The 23,171-nt window shown below is 47.2% G+C and carries 26 protein-coding genes; 8 read left to right on the top strand and 18 right to left on the bottom strand.

From position 1 onward, the window contains the following. Window positions 1-11: 11 nt before the first annotated feature. From RH45_RS06005 to RH45_RS06025, 5 genes are all read right to left on the bottom strand, one after another. Complete coding sequence (locus RH45_RS06005; RefSeq protein WP_008074998.1) at window positions 12-848, bottom strand: MurR/RpiR family transcriptional regulator; 837 nt, start codon at window positions 846-848, stop codon at window positions 12-14. 124 nt (window positions 849-972) lie between these two features. Further along, window positions 973-1,869, bottom strand: a complete 897-nt coding sequence (locus RH45_RS06010; RefSeq protein WP_008075000.1) for a dihydrodipicolinate synthase family protein — start codon at window positions 1,867-1,869, stop codon at window positions 973-975. 21 nt (window positions 1,870-1,890) lie between these two features. Further along, entirely contained in the window at window positions 1,891-3,174 is a 1,284-nt protein-coding gene (gene siaM, locus RH45_RS06015; RefSeq protein ID WP_008075002.1) for a sialic acid TRAP transporter large permease SiaM, read from the bottom strand. Window positions 3,175-3,183: 9 nt separating this feature from the next. Next, window positions 3,184-3,705 (bottom strand): TRAP transporter small permease, encoded by a 522-nt coding sequence (locus RH45_RS06020; protein ID WP_008075003.1) that lies wholly within the window; start codon window positions 3,703-3,705, stop codon window positions 3,184-3,186. A 57-nt stretch (window positions 3,706-3,762) separates the two neighbouring features. Further along, window positions 3,763-4,728: a sialic acid TRAP transporter substrate-binding protein SiaP gene (locus tag RH45_RS06025; RefSeq protein ID WP_008075005.1), complete on the bottom strand. Its 966-nt coding sequence runs from the start codon at window positions 4,726-4,728 to the stop codon at window positions 3,763-3,765. A 235-nt stretch (window positions 4,729-4,963) separates the two neighbouring features. On the opposite strand from RH45_RS06025, the gene RH45_RS06030 reads away from it, so the two are divergent. The 4 genes from RH45_RS06030 (at window position 4,964) to RH45_RS06045 (ending at window position 8,661) form a co-directional block, all read left to right on the top strand. Then, on the top strand, window positions 4,964-5,692 hold the full coding sequence (locus tag RH45_RS06030) for a putative N-acetylmannosamine-6-phosphate 2-epimerase (protein ID WP_086027019.1): 729 nt from the start codon (window positions 4,964-4,966) through the stop codon (window positions 5,690-5,692). Continuing rightward, on the top strand, window positions 5,674-6,537 hold the full coding sequence (locus RH45_RS06035; protein ID WP_008075012.1) for an N-acetylmannosamine kinase: 864 nt from the start codon (window positions 5,674-5,676) through the stop codon (window positions 6,535-6,537). Before RH45_RS06030 ends, RH45_RS06035 begins: the two co-directional genes overlap by 19 nt. 3 nt (window positions 6,538-6,540) lie before the next feature. Further along, on the top strand, window positions 6,541-7,674 hold the full coding sequence (gene nagA, locus RH45_RS06040; RefSeq protein ID WP_008075014.1) for an N-acetylglucosamine-6-phosphate deacetylase: 1,134 nt from the start codon (window positions 6,541-6,543) through the stop codon (window positions 7,672-7,674). 120 nt (window positions 7,675-7,794) lie between these two features. Further along, window positions 7,795-8,661, top strand: coding sequence for a hypothetical protein (locus RH45_RS06045; RefSeq protein WP_008075017.1), 867 nt, complete (start codon window positions 7,795-7,797; stop codon window positions 8,659-8,661). 3 nt (window positions 8,662-8,664) lie between these two features. Here RH45_RS06045 and RH45_RS06050 read toward each other — a convergent pair whose 3' ends face one another. After that, window positions 8,665-9,561, bottom strand: a complete 897-nt coding sequence (locus RH45_RS06050; RefSeq protein WP_039958287.1) for a LysR substrate-binding domain-containing protein — start codon at window positions 9,559-9,561, stop codon at window positions 8,665-8,667. Window positions 9,562-9,710: 149 nt separating this feature from the next. Between RH45_RS06050 and hisC the strand changes: the two genes are divergently transcribed. Both hisC and RH45_RS06060 read left to right on the top strand, forming a co-directional pair. Then, window positions 9,711-10,790, top strand: coding sequence for a histidinol-phosphate transaminase (gene hisC / locus RH45_RS06055; protein WP_008075020.1), 1,080 nt, complete (start codon window positions 9,711-9,713; stop codon window positions 10,788-10,790). Window positions 10,791-10,800: 10 nt separating this feature from the next. Beyond that, window positions 10,801-11,583 (top strand): ABC transporter substrate-binding protein, encoded by a 783-nt coding sequence (locus RH45_RS06060; protein WP_008075023.1) that lies wholly within the window; start codon window positions 10,801-10,803, stop codon window positions 11,581-11,583. A 52-nt stretch (window positions 11,584-11,635) separates the two neighbouring features. On the opposite strand, the gene RH45_RS06065 is transcribed toward RH45_RS06060, so the two are convergent. The 6 genes from RH45_RS06065 to RH45_RS06090 all read right to left on the bottom strand — a co-directional run bounded on the left by RH45_RS06065 (window position 11,636) and on the right by RH45_RS06090 (window position 16,010). Then, entirely contained in the window at window positions 11,636-12,064 is a 429-nt protein-coding gene (locus RH45_RS06065) for a YccF domain-containing protein (protein ID WP_008075025.1), read from the bottom strand. Window positions 12,065-12,088: 24 nt separating this feature from the next. After that, on the bottom strand, window positions 12,089-12,382 hold the full coding sequence (locus tag RH45_RS06070; RefSeq protein ID WP_008075027.1) for an antibiotic biosynthesis monooxygenase family protein: 294 nt from the start codon (window positions 12,380-12,382) through the stop codon (window positions 12,089-12,091). Window positions 12,383-12,417: 35 nt separating this feature from the next. Continuing rightward, window positions 12,418-13,149 (bottom strand): sulfite exporter TauE/SafE family protein, encoded by a 732-nt coding sequence (locus RH45_RS06075; protein ID WP_008075030.1) that lies wholly within the window; start codon window positions 13,147-13,149, stop codon window positions 12,418-12,420. A gap of 110 nt (window positions 13,150-13,259) precedes the next feature. Continuing rightward, entirely contained in the window at window positions 13,260-14,513 is a 1,254-nt protein-coding gene (locus RH45_RS06080; protein WP_008075031.1) for a DASH family cryptochrome, read from the bottom strand. 96 nt (window positions 14,514-14,609) lie between these two features. After that, the gene (locus RH45_RS06085; protein ID WP_008075033.1) at window positions 14,610-15,821 is read right to left on the bottom strand and encodes an MFS transporter; all 1,212 of its coding nucleotides are present in this window, start codon (window positions 15,819-15,821) and stop codon (window positions 14,610-14,612) included. A 9-nt stretch (window positions 15,822-15,830) separates the two neighbouring features. Then, window positions 15,831-16,010, bottom strand: a complete 180-nt coding sequence (locus RH45_RS06090; protein WP_039958290.1) for a hypothetical protein — start codon at window positions 16,008-16,010, stop codon at window positions 15,831-15,833. Between the two features lie 127 nt (window positions 16,011-16,137). On the opposite strand from RH45_RS06090, the gene RH45_RS06095 reads away from it, so the two are divergent. Together RH45_RS06095 and norR are read left to right on the top strand one after the other, a co-directional pair. Further along, window positions 16,138-16,674, top strand: coding sequence for a hydrolase (locus RH45_RS06095; protein ID WP_008075038.1), 537 nt, complete (start codon window positions 16,138-16,140; stop codon window positions 16,672-16,674). Between the two features lie 114 nt (window positions 16,675-16,788). Next, window positions 16,789-18,321, top strand: coding sequence for a nitric oxide reductase transcriptional regulator NorR (gene norR / locus RH45_RS06100; RefSeq protein WP_008075040.1), 1,533 nt, complete (start codon window positions 16,789-16,791; stop codon window positions 18,319-18,321). A 16-nt stretch (window positions 18,322-18,337) separates the two neighbouring features. Here the strand turns inward: norR and RH45_RS23280 are convergent, their stop codons facing one another. From RH45_RS23280 to RH45_RS06130, 6 genes are all read right to left on the bottom strand, one after another. Then, the gene (locus RH45_RS23280; protein ID WP_008075043.1) at window positions 18,338-18,733 is read right to left on the bottom strand and encodes a DUF2391 family protein; all 396 of its coding nucleotides are present in this window, start codon (window positions 18,731-18,733) and stop codon (window positions 18,338-18,340) included. Continuing rightward, window positions 18,734-19,279, bottom strand: a complete 546-nt coding sequence (locus RH45_RS23285) for a mechanosensitive ion channel family protein (RefSeq protein ID WP_008075045.1) — start codon at window positions 19,277-19,279, stop codon at window positions 18,734-18,736. It abuts the gene before it with no gap. An 11-nt stretch (window positions 19,280-19,290) separates the two neighbouring features. After that, window positions 19,291-20,226, bottom strand: coding sequence for a CorA family divalent cation transporter (locus tag RH45_RS06115; protein WP_008075046.1), 936 nt, complete (start codon window positions 20,224-20,226; stop codon window positions 19,291-19,293). Window positions 20,227-20,252: 26 nt separating this feature from the next. Further along, window positions 20,253-21,029, bottom strand: a complete 777-nt coding sequence (locus RH45_RS06120; protein WP_008075048.1) for an EAL domain-containing protein — start codon at window positions 21,027-21,029, stop codon at window positions 20,253-20,255. 158 nt (window positions 21,030-21,187) lie between these two features. Continuing rightward, window positions 21,188-22,297, bottom strand: a complete 1,110-nt coding sequence (gene ribB, locus RH45_RS06125; RefSeq protein ID WP_008075051.1) for a 3,4-dihydroxy-2-butanone-4-phosphate synthase — start codon at window positions 22,295-22,297, stop codon at window positions 21,188-21,190. 6 nt (window positions 22,298-22,303) lie between these two features. Next, entirely contained in the window at window positions 22,304-23,155 is an 852-nt protein-coding gene (locus tag RH45_RS06130; protein ID WP_008075052.1) for a sugar phosphate isomerase/epimerase family protein, read from the bottom strand. Between the last annotated feature and the right edge of the window lie 16 nt (window positions 23,156-23,171).

A 23,171-nucleotide genomic window follows, 5' to 3' on the forward strand; every position in this document is an offset into this window, starting at 1 on the left:
TCAATAAGATACTAGCTATTCATTAACGGTAGAACCACTTCCGCTGTTTCTTGCACCGATTCAGTGTACTCTGGATAACGATCTAGTAAGGTGTTGACTAGTGCGTCGACAAGCAATAAAGCGCCCACTTTGGAAGCAAATGCCCCACCAGTCAATGGCCCCTCTGGGCGCGCTGCGACCAGCAGTTCATCCGATATTGCAGAGAGCGGGCTGTGGCTAATATTGGTCAAAGAAACCACCGGGGTGCCCCTTTGATGAGCCAGTGAAGCTGCATGGATCACTTCTTTGGTGCTGCCAGAACTAGAAGCTGCAAACCACAAATCTCCGGCGCAACTTCGCCCGGCGCTCATCGCGGCCAAATGGGTATCTTCGTACATAATGGCTTTTTTGCCGATTCGCACTAAACGATAGGCAAGATAGCGACCGACAATACTCGACGCACCAACACCCACACAGCCGATAAACGACGCCTCATGAACCAGTTCGCAGATACGATGCAAAGACTTACGATCAATAAGCTTCGCTGTATCTTGCAGACTGTCGACGGCACTTTGTGCCGAGATATCACAGATATCTCCCTCACCTTTCGGTTGATTTTGGCTTGCTGTCTGACTGAGATCGACCGCTAAGGCCATACGAAAGTCAGAGTAGCCTTTGTAGCCCATATCTCGGCAGAGACGTACCACCGTTGCTTCACTGGTTTTGGTATTTCGAGCTAAGTCCGTAATGGTTTGAAACTGGACATCATGAGCATTATCTAAAATGTAATCCGCAACCAGTCGTAACTTTTTACTTAATGGCTCAATGTTTGAACGTAGTCGAACCAGTAGATTTTTAGGCGAATTCACTAAGGCCTCTTTATATTTGTTTGGCTGAGCTAAAAGTATCAAAGACCTAGGCACATTGACACTCTATCGACGAGATTTCATTCCAAATTGTATCAATTGAGAGGAGCAGCGCCCCTCTCTCAGATCAAAGAGACATGAAACCTGCGTCACGCATTTTCGCGACCACATCGGCTTTTTGGCTAGCAGTCAGCGCTCGAATTGGTTGGCGAGGATCGCCAGCGTCAATTCCGTGTAGTTGCATCGCAACCTTACCTGCCGCAACGCCACCGTACTCTACCAAGACTCGAATAATGGCAATCACTTTATCCATCAAGGCCGCGACCTCATCATGTTTACCTTGGTTAAACGCGTCAATGATCTTTAAGTACAAAGGCGCCGCATAATTGTAAGTACTTCCTACTGCGCCTACAGCCCCTACTGCAAGGCCGGCAGGTAAGAACTCATCCACACCGAAAGGAATATCGAACTTACCACCGCAAGCACGTACACAACGTTGGTACTCGTACAAATCAGCATTATTGAATTTGGCGCCAGACAAATTAGGGATGCGTTGCTCACCCTTCATCAGGAACTGTTCCAGATCGAGATTCACACCAGACATTCCCGAATGGTAGTAGTAAAAACCTTTTGAGGGAGCCGCAGCCGCAACTTGAGCGCAGTACTCTACCAAGTCGTCAACGCTGCCTGGTTTGAAGAAACACGGCCCAATCGCAGAGGTCGCCAAGATATCCAACGTTTCAGCGTGCTGAGTCAGATTCAGTGTGTCTACGATACTGAGCGCTCCTGTATGAAGGATAAGATCCAGTTTTCCATCCGCAGCCTTAACCCAGCGTTCAGCAATCGCTTTACGCTCCTGAACCGAGCAATGGATGCCTTCACCGGTTGTCCCGCACACGTAGGCCCCCTTCACTCCCTGTTCGATCAACAGCTGAGCAATATCATCAATCGCCGTAAAGTTGACCTTATTGTTGCTATCAAACGGTGTATGTGGCGCAGCGATAAGTCCAGTTAGCTTTTTCATTTTTATACCTTTAATTTGAGATTACTGCCCGTAGCCTAAGAAGATTTCTGGAAGCAACAGGGTGAATTGAGGGAATACAGCCACCAATGCTAGAACGATAAACAGTGGCACCAACAGCGGGATAACGCCTCGAGTCAGAACATGGAACGGAATGTCACCAACCCGTGAGACGACGTAAAGAGCCATGCCCATTGGTGGAGTCAAAATACCGATCATCAGGTTCAAAATAGCCATCACGCCAAAGTGAACCGGATCAATGCCTACCGCACCCGCAACTGGAACCAAGAATGGAACTAGGAGCAGCAATAGTGCTAAAGATTCGATAAAGGTCCCCAAAAACAACAGCAATAAGTTGATCAGAAGCAGCAATACAAGTGGGTTTTCACTAATGGTCAAGAAGTAATCAGCCAACATTTGTGGTAACTGCTCACGCGCAACAATCCAGCCAAATACCGTGACACCCATAACCATTAAGGCAACCACCGCAGTGGTATTAACGGTTTCTTTTAGAATGTCGACAAAGCCGCTGAGCGTGAGCTGTTTGTACACCACTGTCCCGAGGAAAAGTGCATACAGTGATGACACCACTGCAGCCTCAGTTGGGGTAAACTTACCAGAGAAAATACCGCCAATAATGATGACGGGCGTCAGTAGCGAAAGGAAGGCCTCTTTGAATGACTTCAACTGCTCGCGGCGTGTCGCGCGAGGTAAGGTCATATAGCCACGTTTCTTACAGATAAAGTAACTCATGGTCATTAAAGCGACACAACATAACAGGCCAGGAATAGCACCTGCTAAGAATAAAGCGCCGATGGACGTATTTGAAACCACACCATATATGACTAGCGGTACTGAAGGGGGAACTAAAGGACCAATAATACAAGATGCAGCCGTCAATCCACCGGCAAAGTCATCGTGATATTTCGCATCACGCATCGATTTAATCTCAAGCTGACCTAAGCCACCCGCATCTGCCAACGCAGAACCAGACATACCTGAGAAAAGTAGGCTCGCCATAATGTTCACATGACCAAGACTGCCAGTGATATGACCCACCATAGATTTAGCAAAGTTAAAGATACGTTCGGTAATCCCAGCACTGTTCATTAAGTGCCCGGTAAGCACGAAAAAGGGTACCGCCAACAAAGTGAAGTTATCAATGCCACCCAACATTTGCTGAGCCGCAAAGTTAATCCCGGTACTGTTGGTTAAAACCAAAAACACCAGAGCGACGAAAATAAGTGAAAAGCCTACTGGCATACCTGCAAACAGCAGCCCTAGCCAGCCAAAAATTGAACCTGCCATAAGGAATCCCTACCTCTGTGCCACCTGCGAACCGGATGCGTTGGCACCCTTGTTAACGCAAAAAAGTTGTTTCGATATACCCAGCATCTTCTCCAACTGACGGAAAACCATAAAGACTCCACCAATCGGCAAACTGTAGTTCATCCAAGCGCTGGATACGCCGAGTGTAATCAACTCGAAAAATGCGGTGCGCTGAACGTGCTGATAGCCCAAATAAATAATGGCGAAGATTGACACAAGCACAGCCAACTCTAGTGACAGAACTAGGCAAAGGCGCATCTTTTCCGGCAGTTTATCTGAGAAAAAAGTGATGTTGACGTGAGTGCTACGTTTTATAGCGATCGCGCAACCAATTAACGACATATACATAAACAGAACTCGGGCGAGTTCCTCACTCCAAAGCGAAGGATCATTAAGTAACCAGCGAGTACCGATCTGCCAGGAAAGCACAACCAGTAGCGCTGCCATCAACGGCACGGTTAAGATCTCTTCAATATTATCAATAATTTTTCTTAACATCTTGAGCTCCATGGCTGACCAAACGCTGGCCAGCCCGAGTAATCGAAAACAAACTGGGTGTTTGCTTTCTTACATTGCTGCTAGCTTTTTAACGATTGGTTCACCGATCTTCTTCTCGAATTCGGTGTAAAGCGGCTGCATCGCTTCACGGAAAGGAGCTAAGTCAGGATACGTCACATTGACACCTTCTTTCTCAAAGAAAGACACCAACTCCGCTTCTTGCTTCTTGACTGATGCAGTATGAGCTTCACCTGCTTTTGCTACCGCTTTGGTCACAATGGCTCGCTCTTCATCAGACAGTTTCTGCCAAGTCGATTCGGAGATGATCACCATCTGATCATTGACGATATGATTCGTCATCGCCAAGTTGTCCTGAACTTCGTAGAACTTCATGGTTTTGATAGTTGGTAGCGGGTTTTCTTGGCCGTCAACCGCATTGGTTTGCAGCGCAAGGTACACCTCTGAAAATGCCATTGGCGTCGGTGATGCACCGGATAATTTCGCGTAGTTCAAGTTAGGTTTTGCATTTGGTACACGCAGTTTGAGACCTTTGAAGTCTTCAATATTATTAAGAGGGCGGTTAGAAGTGGTTTCACGCGTACCGTTGTACCAAGTATCCAAGGCACGCCAGTTAAACTTGGTCAGCATTTCTTCACGGATACCTTGGCCGAATTCAGAATCAAACATGCGGCGCAGGTGTTCATAGTCACGCGCCACGTAAGGCAATGTCACCGCTTCAGCACGTGGAATCCATAGACCCATACGGCCAAACTCTGCGTATGTGATATCTAAGTCACCTAAGCTAAGTTGTTGTAGCATTGCGCGGTCATCACCCAGCTGTGCGCTAGGGTATAACGCTAACTTCAACTCCCCTTTACTCATCTCTTCAATCGTATCAGCCAGTAGTTTCGCAGAAGTGTATTCAACTGAACCAACAGAGGCTTGCATCCCCATTTTTAATGTCGTTTCCGCTTGTACAGAAGCAGCGCATCCCAACGCCAGCATAGCAAGAGTCAATTTATTAATGGCTTTCATAGTGTTCCCTTTTATTCGATTTTTACCTTGTTTCACCAATTTCAAAAAAAACTTTTATTTTGTTTGAAAAAAATCTTCGTTATGGATTATTATTGCCGTGAAGATTATTTTCAAACCAACTTTTTACAAAATGTGATCGCGGACAAAAATTCGCCACCGTTATCAATTGGCAGACTGATTAGACGAATTGTGATGAATGAGTTTTTCACATTGATCCGCAACACAACGCTTATTTATGAGGCCCGTCGTGAGAACAAAAAGTTTAAATATCAGTGAATTAAGAGCATCCTTGTTAGGCCAAACTGTGGTTTCTATTCAACCCGTTGTTGGCAGTCCTTTAGAAAAAACCGAATTTATTGTCGCAATGGCTCGTGCTGCTGAGCAGGCTGGCGCTAAAGCATTTCGCATTGAAGGCGTCGAAAATGTCGCCGCCGTCGCTGCTGCCGTCAGTGTACCAATCATTGGAATCGTGAAACGTGACTTGCAGGACAGTCCTGTTCGCATCACACCTTTTGCTAAAGATGTTGATGATCTTGCCAATGCGGGAGCAACAATCATTGCTTTTGACGCGACCGATCGAATTCGCCCAGAAAGCCGAGAGCATATTGCCGAAGCCATTAAGAATTCAGGCTGTTTTGCGATGGCGGACTGCTCTTGTTATGAAGATGGCTTTTGGGCTGGCCAACAAGGTGTCGAGATTATCGGCTCAACTTTGTCGGGTTATGTCGGTGAACACGAACCTATTGAACCAGATTTGCAGTTGGTTAAGCAGTTTTCTCAAGCGGGATTCTTTACAATGGCAGAGGGTCGCTACAACACACCTGAACTGGCCGCCAAGGCGATTGAATCCGGAGCGGTTGCCGTCACCGTCGGTTCGGCACTGACCCGTTTGGAAGTGGTCACTCATTGGTTTAACTCAGCGACTCAAGCAGCAGGAGTACAAGAATGCGAACTCTCGCGATAGATATTGGCGGAACTAAGATAGCCGTCGGCCTAGTAATAGACGGTCAATTAACCTCTCGTGAGCAATTTTCGACCCCAGTAGCGAATAACGCCGAAGACTTTGCTCAACAGATCCTTACGCGCAGCCAACAGTGGCTCGAGTTAGTGGATTCGATCGGTGTCTCCACCACAGGTTTGGTGAGCAAGGCTGGCATTTCTGCTATTAATCCAGATACCTTGGCCTTTCCCACGCCCTTTCCGTTAGCCGATTGTCTGCAACAGCAAAGTGGCAAACCTGTCGCGATGTTGAACGATGCGCAAGCCGCGGCTTGGTACGAATACAAAATGCTGGACGACAAGGTTGATAATATGGCGTTTATTACCGTATCGACTGGCGTTGGGGGAGGAATCGTCATTAACCGACAGCTGCATAAAGGCAACGTAGGCTTAGCAGGTCATATCGGCCACAGCGTAATCGATAGCCAAGGACCAACCTGTGGTTGCGGTCAAACAGGCTGCGTCGAGGCCATTGCCTCTGGAACGGCAATCAAGAAAGCCAGTGACGCATGCTTTTCTCCACCGATATCCAATATTGAGCTGTTTGAAATCGCAAGCCATAACCCGCAAGCAGAAGCCATTATTGACCGGAGCGCTAACGCGATCGCTACACTCTGTTGTAACCTAAAAGCAACACTAGACCTAGACATCATTGTGTTGGGGGGCGGGATTGGCCTCGCTCTTGGTTATTTAGATCGTGTCAATCAGTTGATTCGGCAACGACCTCAGGCATTTCAGATTTCGGTGGTGCCCGCTCAGGGCGATTATGATGCTTGCCTGTTAGGGGCAGCATACCAATTCAAGGATTAGAATATGACTCTTCACGCCATTTCAGCCCCGCGACTTTTTGATGGGGTTCGCTACCATAATAACGCAGCGCTGGTTTGGCAAGGCAGCCAAATCAAGCAGGTACTGCCAATCGAGCAGTTACCTGAATCCATTCCTTGCCAACACTACACCGACAGTATTATCTGTCCTGGTTTTATCGATATTCAAGTCAACGGTGGCGGTGGCATCATGCTCAATAGCGATACCTCGCCAGCCGCGATGCAAACCATCTGTGAAGCACACCGCCAGTTCGGCACCGCTTACCTACTTCCCACACTGATCAGTGCGACACCCAGCCAGTTAGCAAAAGCGCTACAAGCAACAGAACAGGCATTGAACGATAATATTGCAGGTGTATTAGGCGTACACCTTGAAGGGCCTTGGCTGAACCCAAAAAAGAAGGGCGCTCATGACGCCAGTTTGTTCTACGCTCCAGAGATCGAATCTTTGGAAGGTTTGCCCTGGCTTAAACAAGGAAAAGTACTCGTTACCTGCGCAGCCGAGTTAATGGATACCAACGTGCTTCGCTGGCTAGACCAACAAGGCGTCATCCTCTCTTGTGGTCACTCCAATGCGCAATTTGACCAGCTCACAGAGCAGAAAATGGCATCGGTATCTGGTTTTACCCACTTGTACAACGCCATGTCTCCGTTTGAAGGCCGGTCTCCAGGCACAGTCGGCCGTGCACTGCTGACCGATCACGCGTGGTGCTCTGTGATCACTGATGGTATTCATGTTCACCCTCAGAGTGTGTTATTGGCTCATCGCATCAAACCCGAAGGAAAACTGTTGATCGTCACCGATGCAATGGCCTCTGTAGGCAGTGTTGATAACAAGTTTGAGTTGGATGGTCAAACCATTGAGTTGATCGACGGCAAACTGGTCAACAACGAAGGCTCTCTAGCCGGAGCGCATATTGGTATGGACGAATCTGTGGCGAACGTTATCCGGTGGGGGATAGAAGAATCTGAAGCGATTAAGATGGCTTCAACCTACCCTGCTCAAGCAATGCGCTGTGATGATCTTGGTCAGCTTACTCCAGGCTATCGCGCCGCTGCGACCGTACTTTCCAATGCGTATCAGTCACAAGCCGTGCTGGTTGATGGGATCGTCTATTAACCTACGACCAGAATGCACATGTTAGGCGCTCTCTTAAGCGCCTTTTTATTGATGTGAAATCAAGAGCTTGACCCTAATACGTTTTCCTTGAACAATAATCTTATCTTCAAGGAGTGTTCTATGTCAGACAAACTATCCACCACTGCCCTCGCCAAGCTGCGCCAGCAAGACGCAAAATCTCTGTTCACTGAACTCAAACAAGCGGGCTATATCAACCGCCACGAAGACAACTGGGTTTTAACTGAGATGGGGGCTAAGTTTGGTGGTGAGTACGTTACCCATAGCCAATATGGCAAGTTTATCGTCTGGCCAGAAAACCTGCTAATTGACCACAGTGCCTCAAGCGGGCAAAGGCTGTCTGCAACTCAAATAGGTCAGCGCTTTTCTCTGCCCGCAAAGAAAATCAACCAGTTGCTGCAAGAGCTAGGCTGGATAACAAGGCATGAACAAGGTTGGCAAGTGACTGCTTCCGGTGCAACAGTTGGCGGCCAACAACGTGAAGACAAAGAGAGTAAAGCACAATTTGTGGTTTGGCATGACACAGTAATACGCAACAAACGTCTCAAGCAATCGGTGGTCGAATTTTCAGGGCAAGACGCCGAGGCGCACGCCACCGATAAATCCTTATCCAGCTTTCGCCAAAAGTTCGAAGCCAAACACCGAACCTTAGATGGCCATTATGTTCGCTCGAAAGGTGAGTTGATCATCGATAACTGGCTGTACATGAATGGCATAGTCCACGCTTATGACCGTCAATTACCGATCGAGCAAGATGTTCTGAGCGACTTTTATCTCCCTGCAGGCAAAGTGTATCTGCAATATTGGGGGGATGAACAGGGTTCAACCAGCGAACAACAACGAGAAACGATCACCGCAATCTATGCTGAACATGAATTTGCGCTCATTGATATTTACCCAGAAGATATTGAACATCTTGATGAGCGCCTTCCAAGTAAACTGCGCGAGTTCGGAATTAAGGCGTACTGACCCCTAACACCAACGAGGCGGCGTGTGTTTTGCTAACCACTCGACTAAGCGCAAGATATTGGGCTGCTCCGTACCTGCTGGGGTCATTAAATAATACCCGTTGCCAGATAGAACACACTCATCGAAAGGCTGAACCAAGCGGTTCAGTTTAAGATCCCTTTCCGCTAACACCAGATCCCCCACCGCAATGCCATAGCCCAGTTGAGCAGCGCCTACCGCTTGATCTAACGTTGCAAACGTCTGGTTACGAGAGGACTTTTTCAGTTGCGGGGCAAAAGCCTCCAACCATAAATACCAATCGGTTTGTTCGACATTCGCATGTAACCAAGGTAATTCCGCTAAGGCACCCACTTTATCTTCGAATGTTTGGCTCACTTCTGGCCAAAGTTCTGGAGAACAGAGTGGAGACAAGCGTTCTTCGAACAACAACACTTGGTTAGTCGTTTTATTCTTGATCGCTTTCCCATACAAAATAGCCATATCAAAACTATCGAAATTGGGCGAAGACTGATGTTTGTTAGTGGATGTGAGCTCGACGTTAATATCAGGGAACTGCTGATGAAACTCCGCTAACCGCCCAAGCAACCATGAGGTAATACAGGTGGGAGCATTTAATCGAATGGTATTAGCACCATCGGCTACGTCCGTAATGGCTTTTCTCAACTGATTTACAATCTCTTCGGCGCAAACCACAAAACGCTCACCTTCGGGTGTCAGTGACAACCCCCTCGCATGTCGATGAAACAGCGCTACGCCTATCAAAGCTTCGAGTGTCTGGATCTGGCGACTCATTGCGCCTTGGGTCATGTTCATCGCTTCAGCGGCATGGGTAAAATTCAAGTGCTGTGCGGTCGCAAGAAATACCTGTAACTGTTTCGTTGAAGGGAGTCGATTCATCATACCTATGAGCCATGAGTTTTTAACATAGCTACTATGTATTAATTTCGCTTCTCCGCCAAGCCTTTATTGACTAGATTAACAACCAGAAAGAATAATAATTCACTAACAGACGTTTTTGGTGACTACCTAGAAATAAAGAGAGATCAAAGATGATTTCACTGGCTGAAAAATTAGCGCCTGAGAGCATAAAAAAATTAATACCTTATCAGTCTGCTAGACGAATTGGTGGCAATGGGCGCCTATGGCTTAATGCCAACGAGTTAGAACAATCTATCCTTTACGAGGAAAGCCAAGACGACTACACGCGCTACCCAGATTTTCTTCCTCATGATATTGCGACGGCGTATCAGGCATACTGCCAAACTAACCAACCCACGATGGCTGTGCGTGGTGCAGATGAAGCGATAGACCTCCTTATTCGCACATTCTGTAAACCGGGGCAGGATAAAATCGCTATCTGCTCACCGACTTACGCTATGTATGAGTTTTGTGCAGAGTCCCTCTCCATTGATGTCATTGATGTTCCTTTGCTTGCGCCGGACTTCTCTGTGGACATCAATGGGGTGGTTCAAGCGGCCGAACAGGCTAATTTGGTCTTTCTCTGTTCACCCAATAACCCGACGGGCCAACCACTCAAAAAACAATCCATAGAGACGATTTTGCAGCAAACTCAACAAGATGCCATCGTGGTTGTAGACGAAGCTTATATTGAGTTTGAACTGAGTGAAAGCGTGGTTGACTTAGTGGGTCACTATCCAAACTTGGTGGTGATCAGAACATTGTCTAAAGCCTTCGGCTTAGCCGCGGTACGATGCGGTTTTATCATCGCATGTGAAGCCATCATGTCGTTTGTCTCAAAGCTCGTTCCTCCCTACCCTATGCCAGATAGTTCATCTCGCATCGTAATCAATGCGTTGAGTGAACAGGGCTTAGCGAAAGTCGCTCAATCGACGTCAAGGTTAAACAAAACACGAGAGCAATTTATTCACCATATCGCAGAATTGGAGTGGATTGAGCACACCTACCCCTCCTCAGCCAATTTTGTGTTGGTACGAACCAAACCGTCGGTGGCCTTGTTCGATTATTTACTCCGACAAGGTATCGTCACTCGAAATCAAGCGCATGAACCGAGCTTGCAGCATTGTGTCAGAATCACGATAGGCTCAGAAGAAACCATGCGGGAAGTCGCTGAGATCATTAGCAATTACCCTTATAATGTAACCAAATAAAAGGCTTATCATGAAGAAACTACTGACCATAATCGCCTGCGCCTCAACACTCATTTCAACGTCTGCATTGGCAAACAAACCTGTGCGACTGGCTTCTGATTTTACCTACCCGCCTTTCAACTACATGGATGCGGACGGAAAACCGGCTGGTTTTGATATCGAGATTGCCGATGCTCTATGCAAAGAGGCGAAGCTTACGTGCACTTGGGTATCACAAAGTTGGGACTCTTTGATTCCAAGCTTAATGGCTCGTAAATCTGACGTGATTATGGCCTCAATGCGCATCACTGAAGAACGTAAACAGCGTGTTCTGTTTACCGATAAGTACTACCAAACCCCAGCACGTTTCGTTGCCGCCAAGTCAGAGCCTGTAAGCATTTCAAAGCAAGGATTAAAAGGCAAAGTTATTGGAGTACAAACAGGGACAATCCATGACCGATACGTCACTGACATGTTTGGTGATGTCGCCGAGATCAAACGCTATAACGGCCAAGATGAAGTGTACATTGATATGCAAAATGGTCGTCTAGACGTGACCTTTGGTAACTCGGATCAACTTTCACTGGCTTTCCTAGACAAAGAGATCGGCAAAGGGTTTGAGTTTGTAGGTCAAGCGGTCACTGACAAAGCGTACATTGGTGAAGGCACTGCTCTTGCTATGCGCAAGAACGACGAAGCATTAGCAGGCAAATTCAACCAAGCGATTAAAGCCATCCGCAACAACGGCACTTACGACAAAATTGCAGCAAAATACTTCTCGTTCGATATTTATGGTGAAGAGTTAAGTAAGTAGCATTTATCTAAAAGCAAAAAGCCCCATGATTGGGGCTTTTTCTGTTACTACACTACTTTGAGTAACGGGCCATTGCGGCTTGCTCTTTAGGCACCACGGTTTTGCCAATCGGTGCCAATGAAATGTAGGCCAGTTTTAAATGCTGCAGGGCAAACGGAATACCGATGATGGTAACAAAACACGCAACCGCAGACAGAATATGCCCAATTGCTAGCCAAATCCCTGCCAGTAGGAACCAAACCACATTACCAATCACGCCCAACGGACTGGTGCCAATATCCATCTCATTCGTTAACTCATCTCGCCCAATCACCTCTTGGCCAAATGGGAAAAACGAGAAATTACCGATCACAAAACATGCTCGGCCCCATGGAATTCCGATGATGCTTATAAAACAGATCAGCCCCACCAGCCACCAAGCTAGTCCCATGAAGATACCACCACACAGGAACCAAATGATATTACCGAGTGTTTTCAACACATTATTTCTCCTTATTAGAAAACCCTAACCATAGACGTTTTCAAAATGTTCTACAGTAGGAAATGGCTCATAAAAATGGTGTAAAAGTGCTTTCCATTCCTGATATTGAGCAGACTGCCTAAACCCTTGCTCATGGTCTTCTAACGTTTGCCAGTTCACTAACAAAATGTAGCGACTGGGATTTTCAATACATCTTTGCAGTTGATGGGAAATGTAACCCTTCATTGAAGAGATGATCGTTTGAGCTTTAGTAAAGTTTTGCTCGAACTCCGCCTCCAAATTAGGTTTCACATCCAGTATTGCGACTTCCAGTATCATAGTTTTTCCTTAACCTAAGATGAACAGTGATAAATTTATTGCATCAATCCTTGCCAAACTGCTGTTGCACCACTGACAGTACACAGCAGTAATGCCCCAGTGCGGATTTTCTCTTTCGGCAAAGAATGGGTCGTCAGTTGTGCCAGTTTATAGCCCAACCAAGACGCTGGGATAAGAGGAATCGAAATCCACACGTGGTGCCAAGTGAAGAACCCCGCAGGGATTTGAATAATCAATGAGATGATGGAGCTAAAAACGAAAAACGCAGACAAATTCCCGCGCAATTGATTGGCTTCTTGATGCTGTAAAAGCAAAGCCATCGGTGGTCCCCCGATAGCAGAGCTGGTGCCAAAGAAGCCAGAGAAAAACCCCGCGACACCCATGCGAGTGGGCGTAGGTTCAATACGAAATGGCAATAGGCTCACGGCAACAGCAAACAACACCAAAAGCCCAAGCCACAACGCCAGCAGCTCAGTCGAGACCATCACCAATAATACGCCACCAGCAATGGACCCTGGTACGCGTCCAATTAGCGCCATTTTCAATCCACCGATTTCGACACTCGCACGGTGCTTCAAGGCATTTAGAATCGAGATAAACAGCGCAACCAAACAGATTGGAGCCGGAACATAGTCTGGAGAAACAAGAATTAGCAAAGGCGCTGCCACAATGGCAAGCCCAAAGCCAATGGCAGTTTGAACGAACGAACCGAGGAAAATTAAAAATGCCGCAATCAATGCTGGTTGCGTGACCCATTCAGCAAACATATCGTTAATATCTAGTAACAAACAGAACCGTCATCATAATCTAACGCGATGAAATTGCGACCGATTATCGCGCTAAACCGACAAATATTTCCCGCTTGAGAAAACCAGGCTCACTCGCCAAGCCAGCGAGTAATGAATTGCCTGTGAGGGTCATACATTTGAGTTTGCTTGTCGAGATTAAAACGTCGCGATGGATTCGGATCAGCGCCCACACCAGCAAGGTACTGCCAGTTGCCCCAATTAGAGGCGACATCATAATCGATTAACTGAGTTTCGAAGTAAGCGGCGCCATATCGCCAATCCATATCTAGCTCATGGATCAAACAACTGGCTGCGAGCTGACGACCTCGGTTCGATAGGTAACCCGTGGCGTGCAGTTGCTTCATGCAAGCGTTGACTATCGCAAAGTCCGTTTCTCCTTTCGTCCAGCGATGAAACTTACTTTGATCCAAAGGCTTAGTCACGGTTGATGCAGTGATTCCTGAGCGAGCGAACAGCAAAGCACCATGTTTCATGGCATACCAATAGAAGTACTCACGCCACAGAAGCTCAAACACAATCCAATACGTCGACTCATTCGCGCCTATCTCATGTTCATAACGCTGAATGTACGCCACGAGTTGCGCCGGAGACAAACAGCCAAGCGCAAGCCAAGGGGAAAATTTGGTCGAATAACTCTTGCCCACCAACCCATTTCGAGTCTGTTTATAATGACTGGCAAAGTCGTGGCTAAAGTACCACTGACAGTGCTGCTGGCCGGCCGTTTCTCCTCCTAGATAATCCACGCGAGGGTCTGCTTGATGAGGTTGGCTCCTCTCTTCTGGTGGTAAAGGCGTTGATGGTAGCTCGCTGACCGGTAGCAGATCGCGAGTATTAACAGGCTCCATGCACTTGCGAAAGCGCGTAAAGGTGGCGGGAAGTTGAGCTAAAGTGAAAGGCAACTGCGATTCTTGAAACAGGCTATTTACCGACAGGCTAACGACCTTAAGGTAGGGAAATTGCTGCTTCAGCGTGTGCATCTGCTTAGTTTCATCCCAACCCGCACAGCGATTAACATACAAGTGAGTGACGTTATATTGCTCAATTAAACTCGGTAGTGTCTGCTCAGCTGTTTGATGAATAACCGCCAAGCGCTGTCCTTGCTTAGCCAACGAATGGTTGAGATCCTGTAGGGCTTGATCAACAAATCGGAGCCGATGAGCGCCGAGTTGTTGTTGGCCAGAGAATTGAGCCAAAAAGGGAGTCAGTTGAGGATAAAGGTAAACACAAATCAGTTGGTCAACCTCGCTAGCAGCCTCTGTGAGTAGTGGGTTATCGGCCACTCTTAAATCGTTGGTAAACCAGTACAAGCCTGTCTTGTGCATTCTTCCCACTCCCTTCTGAGTTAACAAACAAAAAATGATGGTTTGTCAGTCAGATATACGCAGAAGGGAGTCGTTTGGTTTTATTGCTTCAATACCCTAAGCTAACGCGACACGGCGAATAGGCTTGTCATTAATAGGTAAGTGAATCAATGCGGCTGCAAATGCCAAGACCACCGTTGACCACCAAATTGGTTCGTATGACCCGTAGTAATCATAGATTCTCCCCCCTACCCAAGCGCCTAAAAAGCTGCCGACTTGGTGAGTGAAAAAGACTAAGCCGTACAAGGTCGATAGGTACTTAGCACCGAATATTTGTCTGACAAGTCCGGAGGTTAATGGCACGGTACCCAACCAGCAAAAGCCAATTGCCCCACCAAAAATTGCAGCGGTGTGTTCGGTCACAGGTAAGGTGACGAACGCACCGATAACGATCGTACGCACAATGTAGAGCGCCGACATCACATGACGTTTGCTGAACTTATCGCCCATCACGCCCCAAAAATAAGAGCCAAAAATATTGAAAACACCCACATAAGCCAGTGCCATCGCCGCTGTTGAGGCTGGCAGCTGTTTATCGGCTAAGTAACTTGGTAGGTGAGTCGCAATAAACATGACGTGAAAGCCACAAACGAAAAAGCCCATGTGGATTAGCCAGTAACCTTTGTGTGAAAAGGCCTCTTTCAGCGCTTGTTGTAATGTCTGGTGCTCATCGCTCGCTGAGGCACTTTGCGATGCTTGCGATGGCTTCGCCCCTTTCATAAACAAAGCAAACGCAATCATGGTACTGCACAAAATGGCAAATCCTTGTAGAGCGCCTTGCCAGCCAAAATCACTCAGCATTGCCTGAGCACCCGGAATCATAGCGAACATGCCAAAAGATCCAGCGGCCGTGGTTAAACCAAACGTTTTTGCGGTATGTTCTGCTGGAACAACTTTAGCTACGGCACCCAAAACTATCACGTAGCTGGTCGCACTCAAGCCAAGGCCAACCAACACACCGAGAGAGAGGTATAGAACACTCGGTTCAACCGCAATCGATGTTAAGTACAAACCTAAACCATAGGCAATCGCACCCAGTATAATGATTCGCTTAGCACCGAAACGATCCGCCGCCATACCAACAAACGGCTGGAAAACACCAAATAGCAGATTTTGCAGTGCAATAGCGAAGCTAAAGAACTCACGGCCAGTTTGGAAATGGTCCGAAATCGGCATCATAAAAATACCGAAAGATTGTCTAATACCAAGACACGTGATCAGGATGGCAATACCTAGCCAAACCATTAAAGGGAAACGGAAAATACTCATGTTTTTGCCTTAGTGATGATGGTGGTGAGAGTGTTCGATGCCATCGGCAGATTGCTGATGACAGCCGCTATTGATCGCTTGCTGCGCCAACACTTCAAGCAATCGCGGAGAGTGATGAACGGCAAACAACGTGACCACCAGCAACAGGGTCATTCTCACAAGCTGAGCAAAAAGTGATTGAGAAAACATGGTTTGTGCCTCAGCGTAGTCAATAAAAAGAGCGCGAAGTTTAGTGACTTCAATCACATGACTCAAATGACATTTGAGCAAGTAAGCTATGCGAAAAATGCATAGTCATCAGCAATGGAGAAAGCGAGTGCTAGAGAAGGAAACCACAGGACTTATCGTCATCGATATCCAAGGCAAGTTGGCGCGTGTTGTCGACGACAGTGAAGGCATGATCAGTCAGTGTGAAAAACTGATTCAAGGCTGTCAGGTCTTAGGTCTGCCAGTGTTATGGCTAGAGCAAAACCCGCAACGACTAGGGAGCACGGTCGAAGAACTGCGAACACTGCAAACACAACCCGTCTTTGAAAAGTTCACCTTTGACGGCTGCAAAGACGCCCATTTTGCTCAGGCACTTGCTCAATCTGGCATTCAACACTGGTTGGTGTGTGGCATCGAAACTCATATCTGCGTCTACCAAACTGTTCAAAGCCTCATTGCCCTCGGTTATCAAGCTCATGTGGTCAGCGATTGCGTCTCATCTCGCAGTAAAGAAAGTAAGGCCTTAGCACTTAACAAGATGACTCAGTTAGGTGCCAAAACCACTAACGTAGAAATGTGTTTGTATGAAATTCTGCAAGATTGCCGCGCGCCAGAGTTCAAATCCATTCTTCAATTGATTAAGTAAATTGGCTTTAAAATTGATTGTCGTCAAACGTACATCGTTTATACCCTTTAGTGCGATGTAAATTAGACATCAGCTTGCTAGGATGCGCTCACATTCAAACGCATCCTAAAGCTTATGACCGCCAATATGAACAAAGTGCTGCTCGATATTGCACTCAACCTCAGTTCCAACCTCAACAGCGAAAGTCAGTATCAGCACCTGATCGACGGCATTGATCAAGTATTTCCCTGCGATGCCAGCGCTTTATTTGTCTTTGATGAAGATGGGTTTCTTGTTCCTGTGGCGGCAAAAGGTTTATCCAGCAGTGTGCTTGGACGGCGCTTCTTCCCGGCCGCACACCCACGCCTTGAAGCCATTATGCATAGCAAGCAACCGGTTCGCTTTGATGCCAACTGTGAGCTGCCAGACCCATTCAGCGGCGTATTGCTCAGTGAGCAAGTAGAGCTAGATGTTCACGACTGCTTAGGGTGCAGCCTCCACGTTGGTGGTCAGTTGGTGGGTCTACTGACACTCGACTCGCTCACCGTTGGCGCGTTCGATCGCATTGAACCTGTCACCATAGAAACCTTTGCCGCTCTCGCAGCCGCAACTTTGCGTAATATTGGCCAACTTAAAGCTCTGAAAGCTCAGAACAAAAAACAAAAGCATGTCACCGAAACCTTGATCCAGCAAGCTCGCTCAAAAGAGGGCGAAATGGTCGGTTTAAGTGAACAGATGCAGCAACTGCGAAACAACATCGCGACGGTAGCAAAATCAGACTATGCCGTTTTAATCACCGGAGAAACTGGCGCTGGTAAAGAGCTGGTCGCTCACAGCGTTCACGCCCAGTCGCACCGTAGTACCAAACCCATGATTTATGTAAACTGCGCCGCTCTGCCGGAAGGCCTTGCGGAGAGCGAGCTGTTTGGTCACGTTAAAGGGGCATTTACCGGAGCAAACAGTTCAAGGGCGGGGAAATTTGAACTTGCCGACGGCGGGACCATCTTTCTAGATGAGCTGGGAGAGTTGCCCTTGGTGCTACAAGCTAAATTACTGCGCGTGATTCAACAAGGCGAACTACAGCGAGTTGGCAGTGATAAGCACTTGCTGGTCAATGTTCGTATCATCGCAGCGACCAACCGCCAATTAGAGAAAGAAGTCGAACAAGGGCTGTTTCGTGCCGATCTCTATCACCGCCTCAATGTGTTCCCAATTGCCGTCCCTCCACTCAGAGCGCGCAGCGGCGACATCCCCGTTCTTGCTGGCTACTTGCTAGAAAAGGTACGCAGCCAATTCAATATCCCTAACCTACATTTACATCCAAAGGCCCTAACCCAATTGGAAAGCCAATCTTGGCCGGGTAATGTTCGCGAACTGGAGCACACCCTAACCCGCGCAGCGTTACGCGCCATTCAAGAGCAGCAAACCATCATTGGCCGTCAGCACTTCGAATCGACCTCAGCAAAGACGGAAGTGAAGTTCAGCAGCAAGTACTTTCCACAGCAGAGCACGGGAATGCGTTCATTGGTCGAAGACTACCAACGTGATTTGATTCAACACGCACTTGGTCAATCAAATGGTACCTGGTCCCAAGCGGCTGAATTTCTGCAACTTGATCGCGGAAACCTGTATCGAATGGGTAAAAAGCTTGGGGTCAGTCCAGAGTAGGCTTACTTGAGTTACGTCATTCTTTATCGAAACTATCCACCACAATCGCGCCCATAGAGGCCGGCATAGCGATGACAATAACACGGCGTAGTGAAGTATAAGGATCGCTCAGTATCGGCAGCTTATCAATGCACAGAAGAACCAAAGCAACCACCAGGGCCGCCATTAAATAAGCGGACACAATTCTGAACACAAATACCCCTTTTCGCTGACTCACATTGCGTTGAAACACGCTTTCATAGGTGTACAAAGAGAGAAAAATCAGAGACAAACTCACCAACATCATCAGGTTACCAATAGGTAAGGTTTCTCCAAGTCGCCAAGCTTCTTCGGAGAATGAAATCGGTACCGCCAAGGCGAATGCACCGACAAAGATTTGCCCGGCATCTTCAACGTTGAAATTCAGCTTCATCTACTCGACCTTATCTAAAGGGGCGTTGCTTTCACTCAAACTCGGCTTCACTAGGATTTTGGTGACCCCTTTTTGCAATACTAGGTTGTTTGGATAAGTAATCACATTACCACTCTCATGACGCAAAATGACATGGAACATCGTAATGTCGATGATCGTTCCACTGATATCGTCATCCTTATCCGAGACCTTCACTCGATCACCAATCCTGTATGGGAATACAAAGAAGATCAGCACACTCGCCGTCAGGTTGCTAAGCATCGACCACTGTGCGACCAACGCCACACCGAGCACAGCAAATATAGACGACAAGAAGAGAGACACGTCACCGAACCCCAAATCGAGCGCAATGGTGAATAGGGAGACAAATACGATAAACAGTGCAAAACTGAATGCCTTACTGACGAATTTTTCCCTCTCCAGCGAGACTTGTTTTTTCTGCGCCAACTTACTTATCCACTGCAAACCGAGCTTTCTCACTAGCAAGTAACCTGCGATAAGCAATACACCCAACAAGGCTTGCTGGATTAACGGTGACAACGACATTTATAGCTCCACTAGATAAATTTAAACTTCTTCAAAATGATGATTTCAACCACAGCAATCAACAGTAAGCTCAAGCAAAACAGAGTAAATGCCATAGGTTCATCAACTCCCGGGATTCCCCCGATGTTGACGCCAAGCAGACCAGTAAAGAAGCTAGCCGGAAGAAAGATTCCCGCAATAATCGAAAACAAATAGGTGTTACGATTCATGATTTCATTTTGTTTCTGGTTCACGCTGCCTAGGTGAAAGTTTATCTGATCAATGTAAAACTCTATTGACTCGTTTATTCGCAAGATACTGTCTAAGCCATTCTTAATCTGCAAACTCTGGGACGTTAGCATCGGCAATTGAGCATTAATCAAATCTTCGAAAACATAGCGTTGTGGCTTGATGTATCGACGGAGTTTGAGAAGGCGTAGGTGCGTCTGATTGATCTCTTTTATCGACATCGATTCATCTTGTTCAAGCTCCCCTATCGACTCCTCGATGTTACTTAGAAAATCGGCAATTAATCGATTCACGCTGTTCATCAAAGAGGTCAAAACAGAATCGAGCGATCGTGGGCCTGAACCATTTTCTAGATCACTTAACAATTGCGAAACGGCACGCGAAGGTACTTTTCTTGTAGTGATCAAAGTGTTGTTGAACCACAAAATTCTTAGACTCAACATGTCATCAGGCTCTGAACCTTGGTTGAGGTTAATCCCCCTCAATATAACGAGGAAACAGTCTTCGGAATAGGTTTCAAAACGTGGGCGAGTATCATTGGCCAACAAGGAATCAATGATCGCACTCGGCACTTGGTTAACTGCCAACCACTCTCGTAAGCCAGCTTGTTCACGCTGACAGTGGTACCAGTTACCTTGTTCGAAAGATTCAGCAAGGTTCGGTTTGGATACAGGTTTGGCCGTGGAAAAGCACCAACGCGAAATCAGAAAATCGCTCATTGGGTAAGATCCCTAACAATAAGTGGTTAGATTAAGCCCATATGCTTTAAATTAGGCTCAGGTAAGGCTTCAAACTCGGGCTTGGCGATAAAATAACCTTGTTGCAACGAAATGCCAATTGAATTTAGAAAATCAAACTCAGCTTTGGTTTCCACCCCCTCCGCCAGAGGTATAACGTCAAGCTGACGAAACATCTCAACGCATTGCTTAACAATAACTTGCCGACTTGGTGAATGATCAATGCCACGGATCAACGACATATCAATTTTGGCAATGGTTGGATGAAACTCCGCCAATAAGTTGAGTCCAGAGTATCCGGCTCCAAAATCATCGATAGCCGTCATAAAGCCCAGAGCGTTGTAATAGTCGATAATTCGCTTTACATGCTCTACATCATGCAGCTTTTCGACTTCCGTAAACTCGAACAGGATTTTCTCTGTCGGGAACTGATATTTAGTGGCGATACGTAACGTGGCTGCCATGCAGCGTTCAGGCTCGTAAATCGCATTTGGCAAGAAGTTAATGCTTAGCACACTGTCCATTCCCAACGAAGAGGCCAACTTTATCGCTTTCGCGCGACACTCTTGGTCGAATGCGTATTTGTTGTCTTCGTTGACCTGAGATAACACATGCAAGGCGGGTTCATTGTGGTTGCCTCTCACTAATGCCTCATAGGCAAAAATTTCACCGCGCGCCACATCATAAATAGGCTGAAATGCCATAGAAAAGTCGTCAACCTTCCACTTTTTGCACTTGCACTGTTCACATTGATTCGCGTACTTTTCGCCCTCGTCATCAACCAAAATCAAACCTCCAAGCACCAGAATGCTATCAATTGAATAGATAACAGAAGCTTAGCTTAGGATTGCTCGAAGCGCGAAAGGATGACAGGTAACCTAACAAGAGCGTCGCTAGAGAAGCTGGGTGAGGGCTCACCCAGCGGGTAAATGATTGCAGGGGCTTAACTCTCTATGTATTCAACCACCTCTAAACCAAATCCGGACAAGGCATGATATTTCTTGTTCGCAGAGGATAGCAGATTCATTTTTGACACGCCAAGATCCGCAAGAATTTGCGAGCCGACACCTATCTGTCGAGTGGTGTGAACTTTCTTCCCAAGTACCGCCTTCTGCCCACTGTCTTCGGCTTGGTAGTGCTTCACACGGTTAACCACCGATTGTGAGCTTTCTGACTGGCCGAGAATGACCAGCACACCTCCATCATTGGCAATCTTGTGCATCGCCTTATCCAATGGCCACGCTTGTGTTCGATCTCGCTGAGACAGCAATACGTCGTTAAACGTATCTTGCAGGTGCACACGTACATTCGTCGGCTGCTGATTGATTTCTCCACGGCACAGGGCGTAGTGAATTTGGTTATCAATGGTGTCGAGATACGTCACCATTGAGAATTCGCCAAATTCCGTTGGCAATTGACACTGTGCCACACGCTCTATCGTCGTCTCATTGCTATTGCGGTATTCAATCAGGTCAGCGATTGTGCCTAATTTGATACCGTGCTTTTCAGCAAAGACCTCCAGTTCTGGTCTGCGTGCCATGGTGCCATCTTCATTGAGTATTTCGACGATCACTGACGCTGGTTCCAACCCCGCCAAGCGCGCGAGATCACAGCCTGCCTCAGTGTGGCCTGCGCGAACCAGTACACCGCCTTCTTTAGCCGCGAGGGGGAAAATGTGTCCCGGTTGAACGAGATCCTGCGCTTGGGCATCAGCGGCCACTGCCGCCTGTATCGTCACTGCGCGATCTTCGGCAGAAATCCCAGTGGTGACCCCTTGTGCCGCTTCAATCGATACTGTAAAAGCCGTCGCCCAAGGCTCTGTCGGGTTGGAAACCATAGGAAAAAGGTTCAAGTGCTCACACCTTTGCTTCGTTAAGGTCAAACAAATCAACCCTCGCCCATGAGTCGCCATAAAGTTGATGTCTTGTGCGCTGACATATTGCGCAGCCATCATGATGTCACCTTCATTTTCCCTATCTTCGTCGTCCATTAAAATCACCATCTTTCCTTGACGATAATCTTCAATCACATCTTTTATATTGCTTATCGGCATACGACACTACCTATGAGTTGGTTGAGAAGCGGCTGTAATGTAATCGACGCTTTGCGCCAATGCGTGGATGATGTTGTCCATGGTTTCCGGCGCTCTACCACGAATTGGGAAAGAGTCTTTGCGTCGATACATACGCAGTGGTTTTTCAATGCTGAATGGAATTGTGCGAGCGGCTAATGCAGGAATGATCGTGTTGTAATCAATGATCCCCTGACCTAACGCCGGAAATGTGAAACGATCATCGTGCACTTTGACATCTTTAACATGAAAATGACGGCAAAACGGCAGCGCTATTTTAGCCTCCTCTCCTGGGCTCAAATTGGGCACTAAAGAGACTGAATTACCCGGGTCAAAATTAAGCGCCAGAGCTTCACTTTCCACTTCGGAGAGAATTCGAACCCCATCGTGAGCGCTGGCAAACGCGTTAAAATTGTGGTCACCTCCGTTTTCGATACAAATGATGCGCCCTTTGTCTTGCGCGTAGTCAGTCAGCACCTTTAGGTTCTGCACGATTAAGTGACGGTCGGCAATAGGTCCCGTGCACGTATTGAGGTAAACAGCCCCGAGTTGCTCGGCGAAGTCGATTCGCGCCATGAACTCTTCAATGGCATTCGGCGAGGCAAGATTCATGGTACAGCCTAACGCGTCGGTAGTTAGCCCCTCTTTTTCCATCAGATTATTGAGATAACCTGCATGAGTGGCCGAAAACATATCGCTATCCAACTGGCCGACATAGCCTTGATTGAAAGCGAACTCGACCTTATTGACGCCCAAACCTTTGATTGTTTTCAGTGACGTTTTCAAGTCGTGGCCATCGAAAATTGCAGTGTTAATGGCCAGTCTATCTATGATAGTCATCGGTAATTTCCTTTAC

It is taken from the genome of Vibrio sinaloensis DSM 21326 (assembly GCF_000189275.1).
Taxonomy (GTDB): Bacteria; Pseudomonadota; Gammaproteobacteria; order Enterobacterales; family Vibrionaceae; genus Vibrio; species Vibrio sinaloensis.

Coding starts and splice junctions, on each gene's coding strand:
- RH45_RS06060 (WP_008075023.1), top strand. CDS start 10,801: ATGAAGAAACTACTGACCATAATCGCCTGCGCCTCAACACTCATTTCA.
- RH45_RS06090 (WP_039958290.1), bottom strand. CDS start 16,010: ATGTTTTCTCAATCACTTTTTGCTCAGCTTGTGAGAATGACCCTGTTG.
- RH45_RS06045 (WP_008075017.1), top strand. CDS start 7,795: ATGTCAGACAAACTATCCACCACTGCCCTCGCCAAGCTGCGCCAGCAA.
- RH45_RS06035 (WP_008075012.1), top strand. CDS start 5,674: ATGCGAACTCTCGCGATAGATATTGGCGGAACTAAGATAGCCGTCGGC.
- RH45_RS06070 (WP_008075027.1), bottom strand. CDS start 12,382: ATGATACTGGAAGTCGCAATACTGGATGTGAAACCTAATTTGGAGGCG.
- norR (WP_008075040.1), top strand. CDS start 16,789: ATGACCGCCAATATGAACAAAGTGCTGCTCGATATTGCACTCAACCTC.
- RH45_RS06025 (WP_008075005.1), bottom strand. CDS start 4,728: ATGAAAGCCATTAATAAATTGACTCTTGCTATGCTGGCGTTGGGATGC.
- RH45_RS23285 (WP_008075045.1), bottom strand. CDS start 19,279: ATGTCGTTGTCACCGTTAATCCAGCAAGCCTTGTTGGGTGTATTGCTT.
- RH45_RS06030 (WP_086027019.1), top strand. CDS start 4,964: ATGAGGCCCGTCGTGAGAACAAAAAGTTTAAATATCAGTGAATTAAGA.
- RH45_RS23280 (WP_008075043.1), bottom strand. CDS start 18,733: ATGAAGCTGAATTTCAACGTTGAAGATGCCGGGCAAATCTTTGTCGGT.
- siaM (WP_008075002.1), bottom strand. CDS start 3,174: ATGGCAGGTTCAATTTTTGGCTGGCTAGGGCTGCTGTTTGCAGGTATG.
- ribB (WP_008075051.1), bottom strand. CDS start 22,297: ATGCCGATAAGCAATATAAAAGATGTGATTGAAGATTATCGTCAAGGA.
- RH45_RS06010 (WP_008075000.1), bottom strand. CDS start 1,869: ATGAAAAAGCTAACTGGACTTATCGCTGCGCCACATACACCGTTTGAT.
- hisC (WP_008075020.1), top strand. CDS start 9,711: ATGATTTCACTGGCTGAAAAATTAGCGCCTGAGAGCATAAAAAAATTA.
- nagA (WP_008075014.1), top strand. CDS start 6,541: ATGACTCTTCACGCCATTTCAGCCCCGCGACTTTTTGATGGGGTTCGC.
- RH45_RS06020 (WP_008075003.1), bottom strand. CDS start 3,705: ATGGAGCTCAAGATGTTAAGAAAAATTATTGATAATATTGAAGAGATC.
- RH45_RS06075 (WP_008075030.1), bottom strand. CDS start 13,149: ATGTTTGCTGAATGGGTCACGCAACCAGCATTGATTGCGGCATTTTTA.
- RH45_RS06085 (WP_008075033.1), bottom strand. CDS start 15,821: ATGAGTATTTTCCGTTTCCCTTTAATGGTTTGGCTAGGTATTGCCATC.
- RH45_RS06115 (WP_008075046.1), bottom strand. CDS start 20,226: ATGAGCGATTTTCTGATTTCGCGTTGGTGCTTTTCCACGGCCAAACCT.
- RH45_RS06130 (WP_008075052.1), bottom strand. CDS start 23,155: ATGACTATCATAGATAGACTGGCCATTAACACTGCAATTTTCGATGGC.
- RH45_RS06050 (WP_039958287.1), bottom strand. CDS start 9,561: ATGATGAATCGACTCCCTTCAACGAAACAGTTACAGGTATTTCTTGCG.
- RH45_RS06080 (WP_008075031.1), bottom strand. CDS start 14,513: ATGCACAAGACAGGCTTGTACTGGTTTACCAACGATTTAAGAGTGGCC.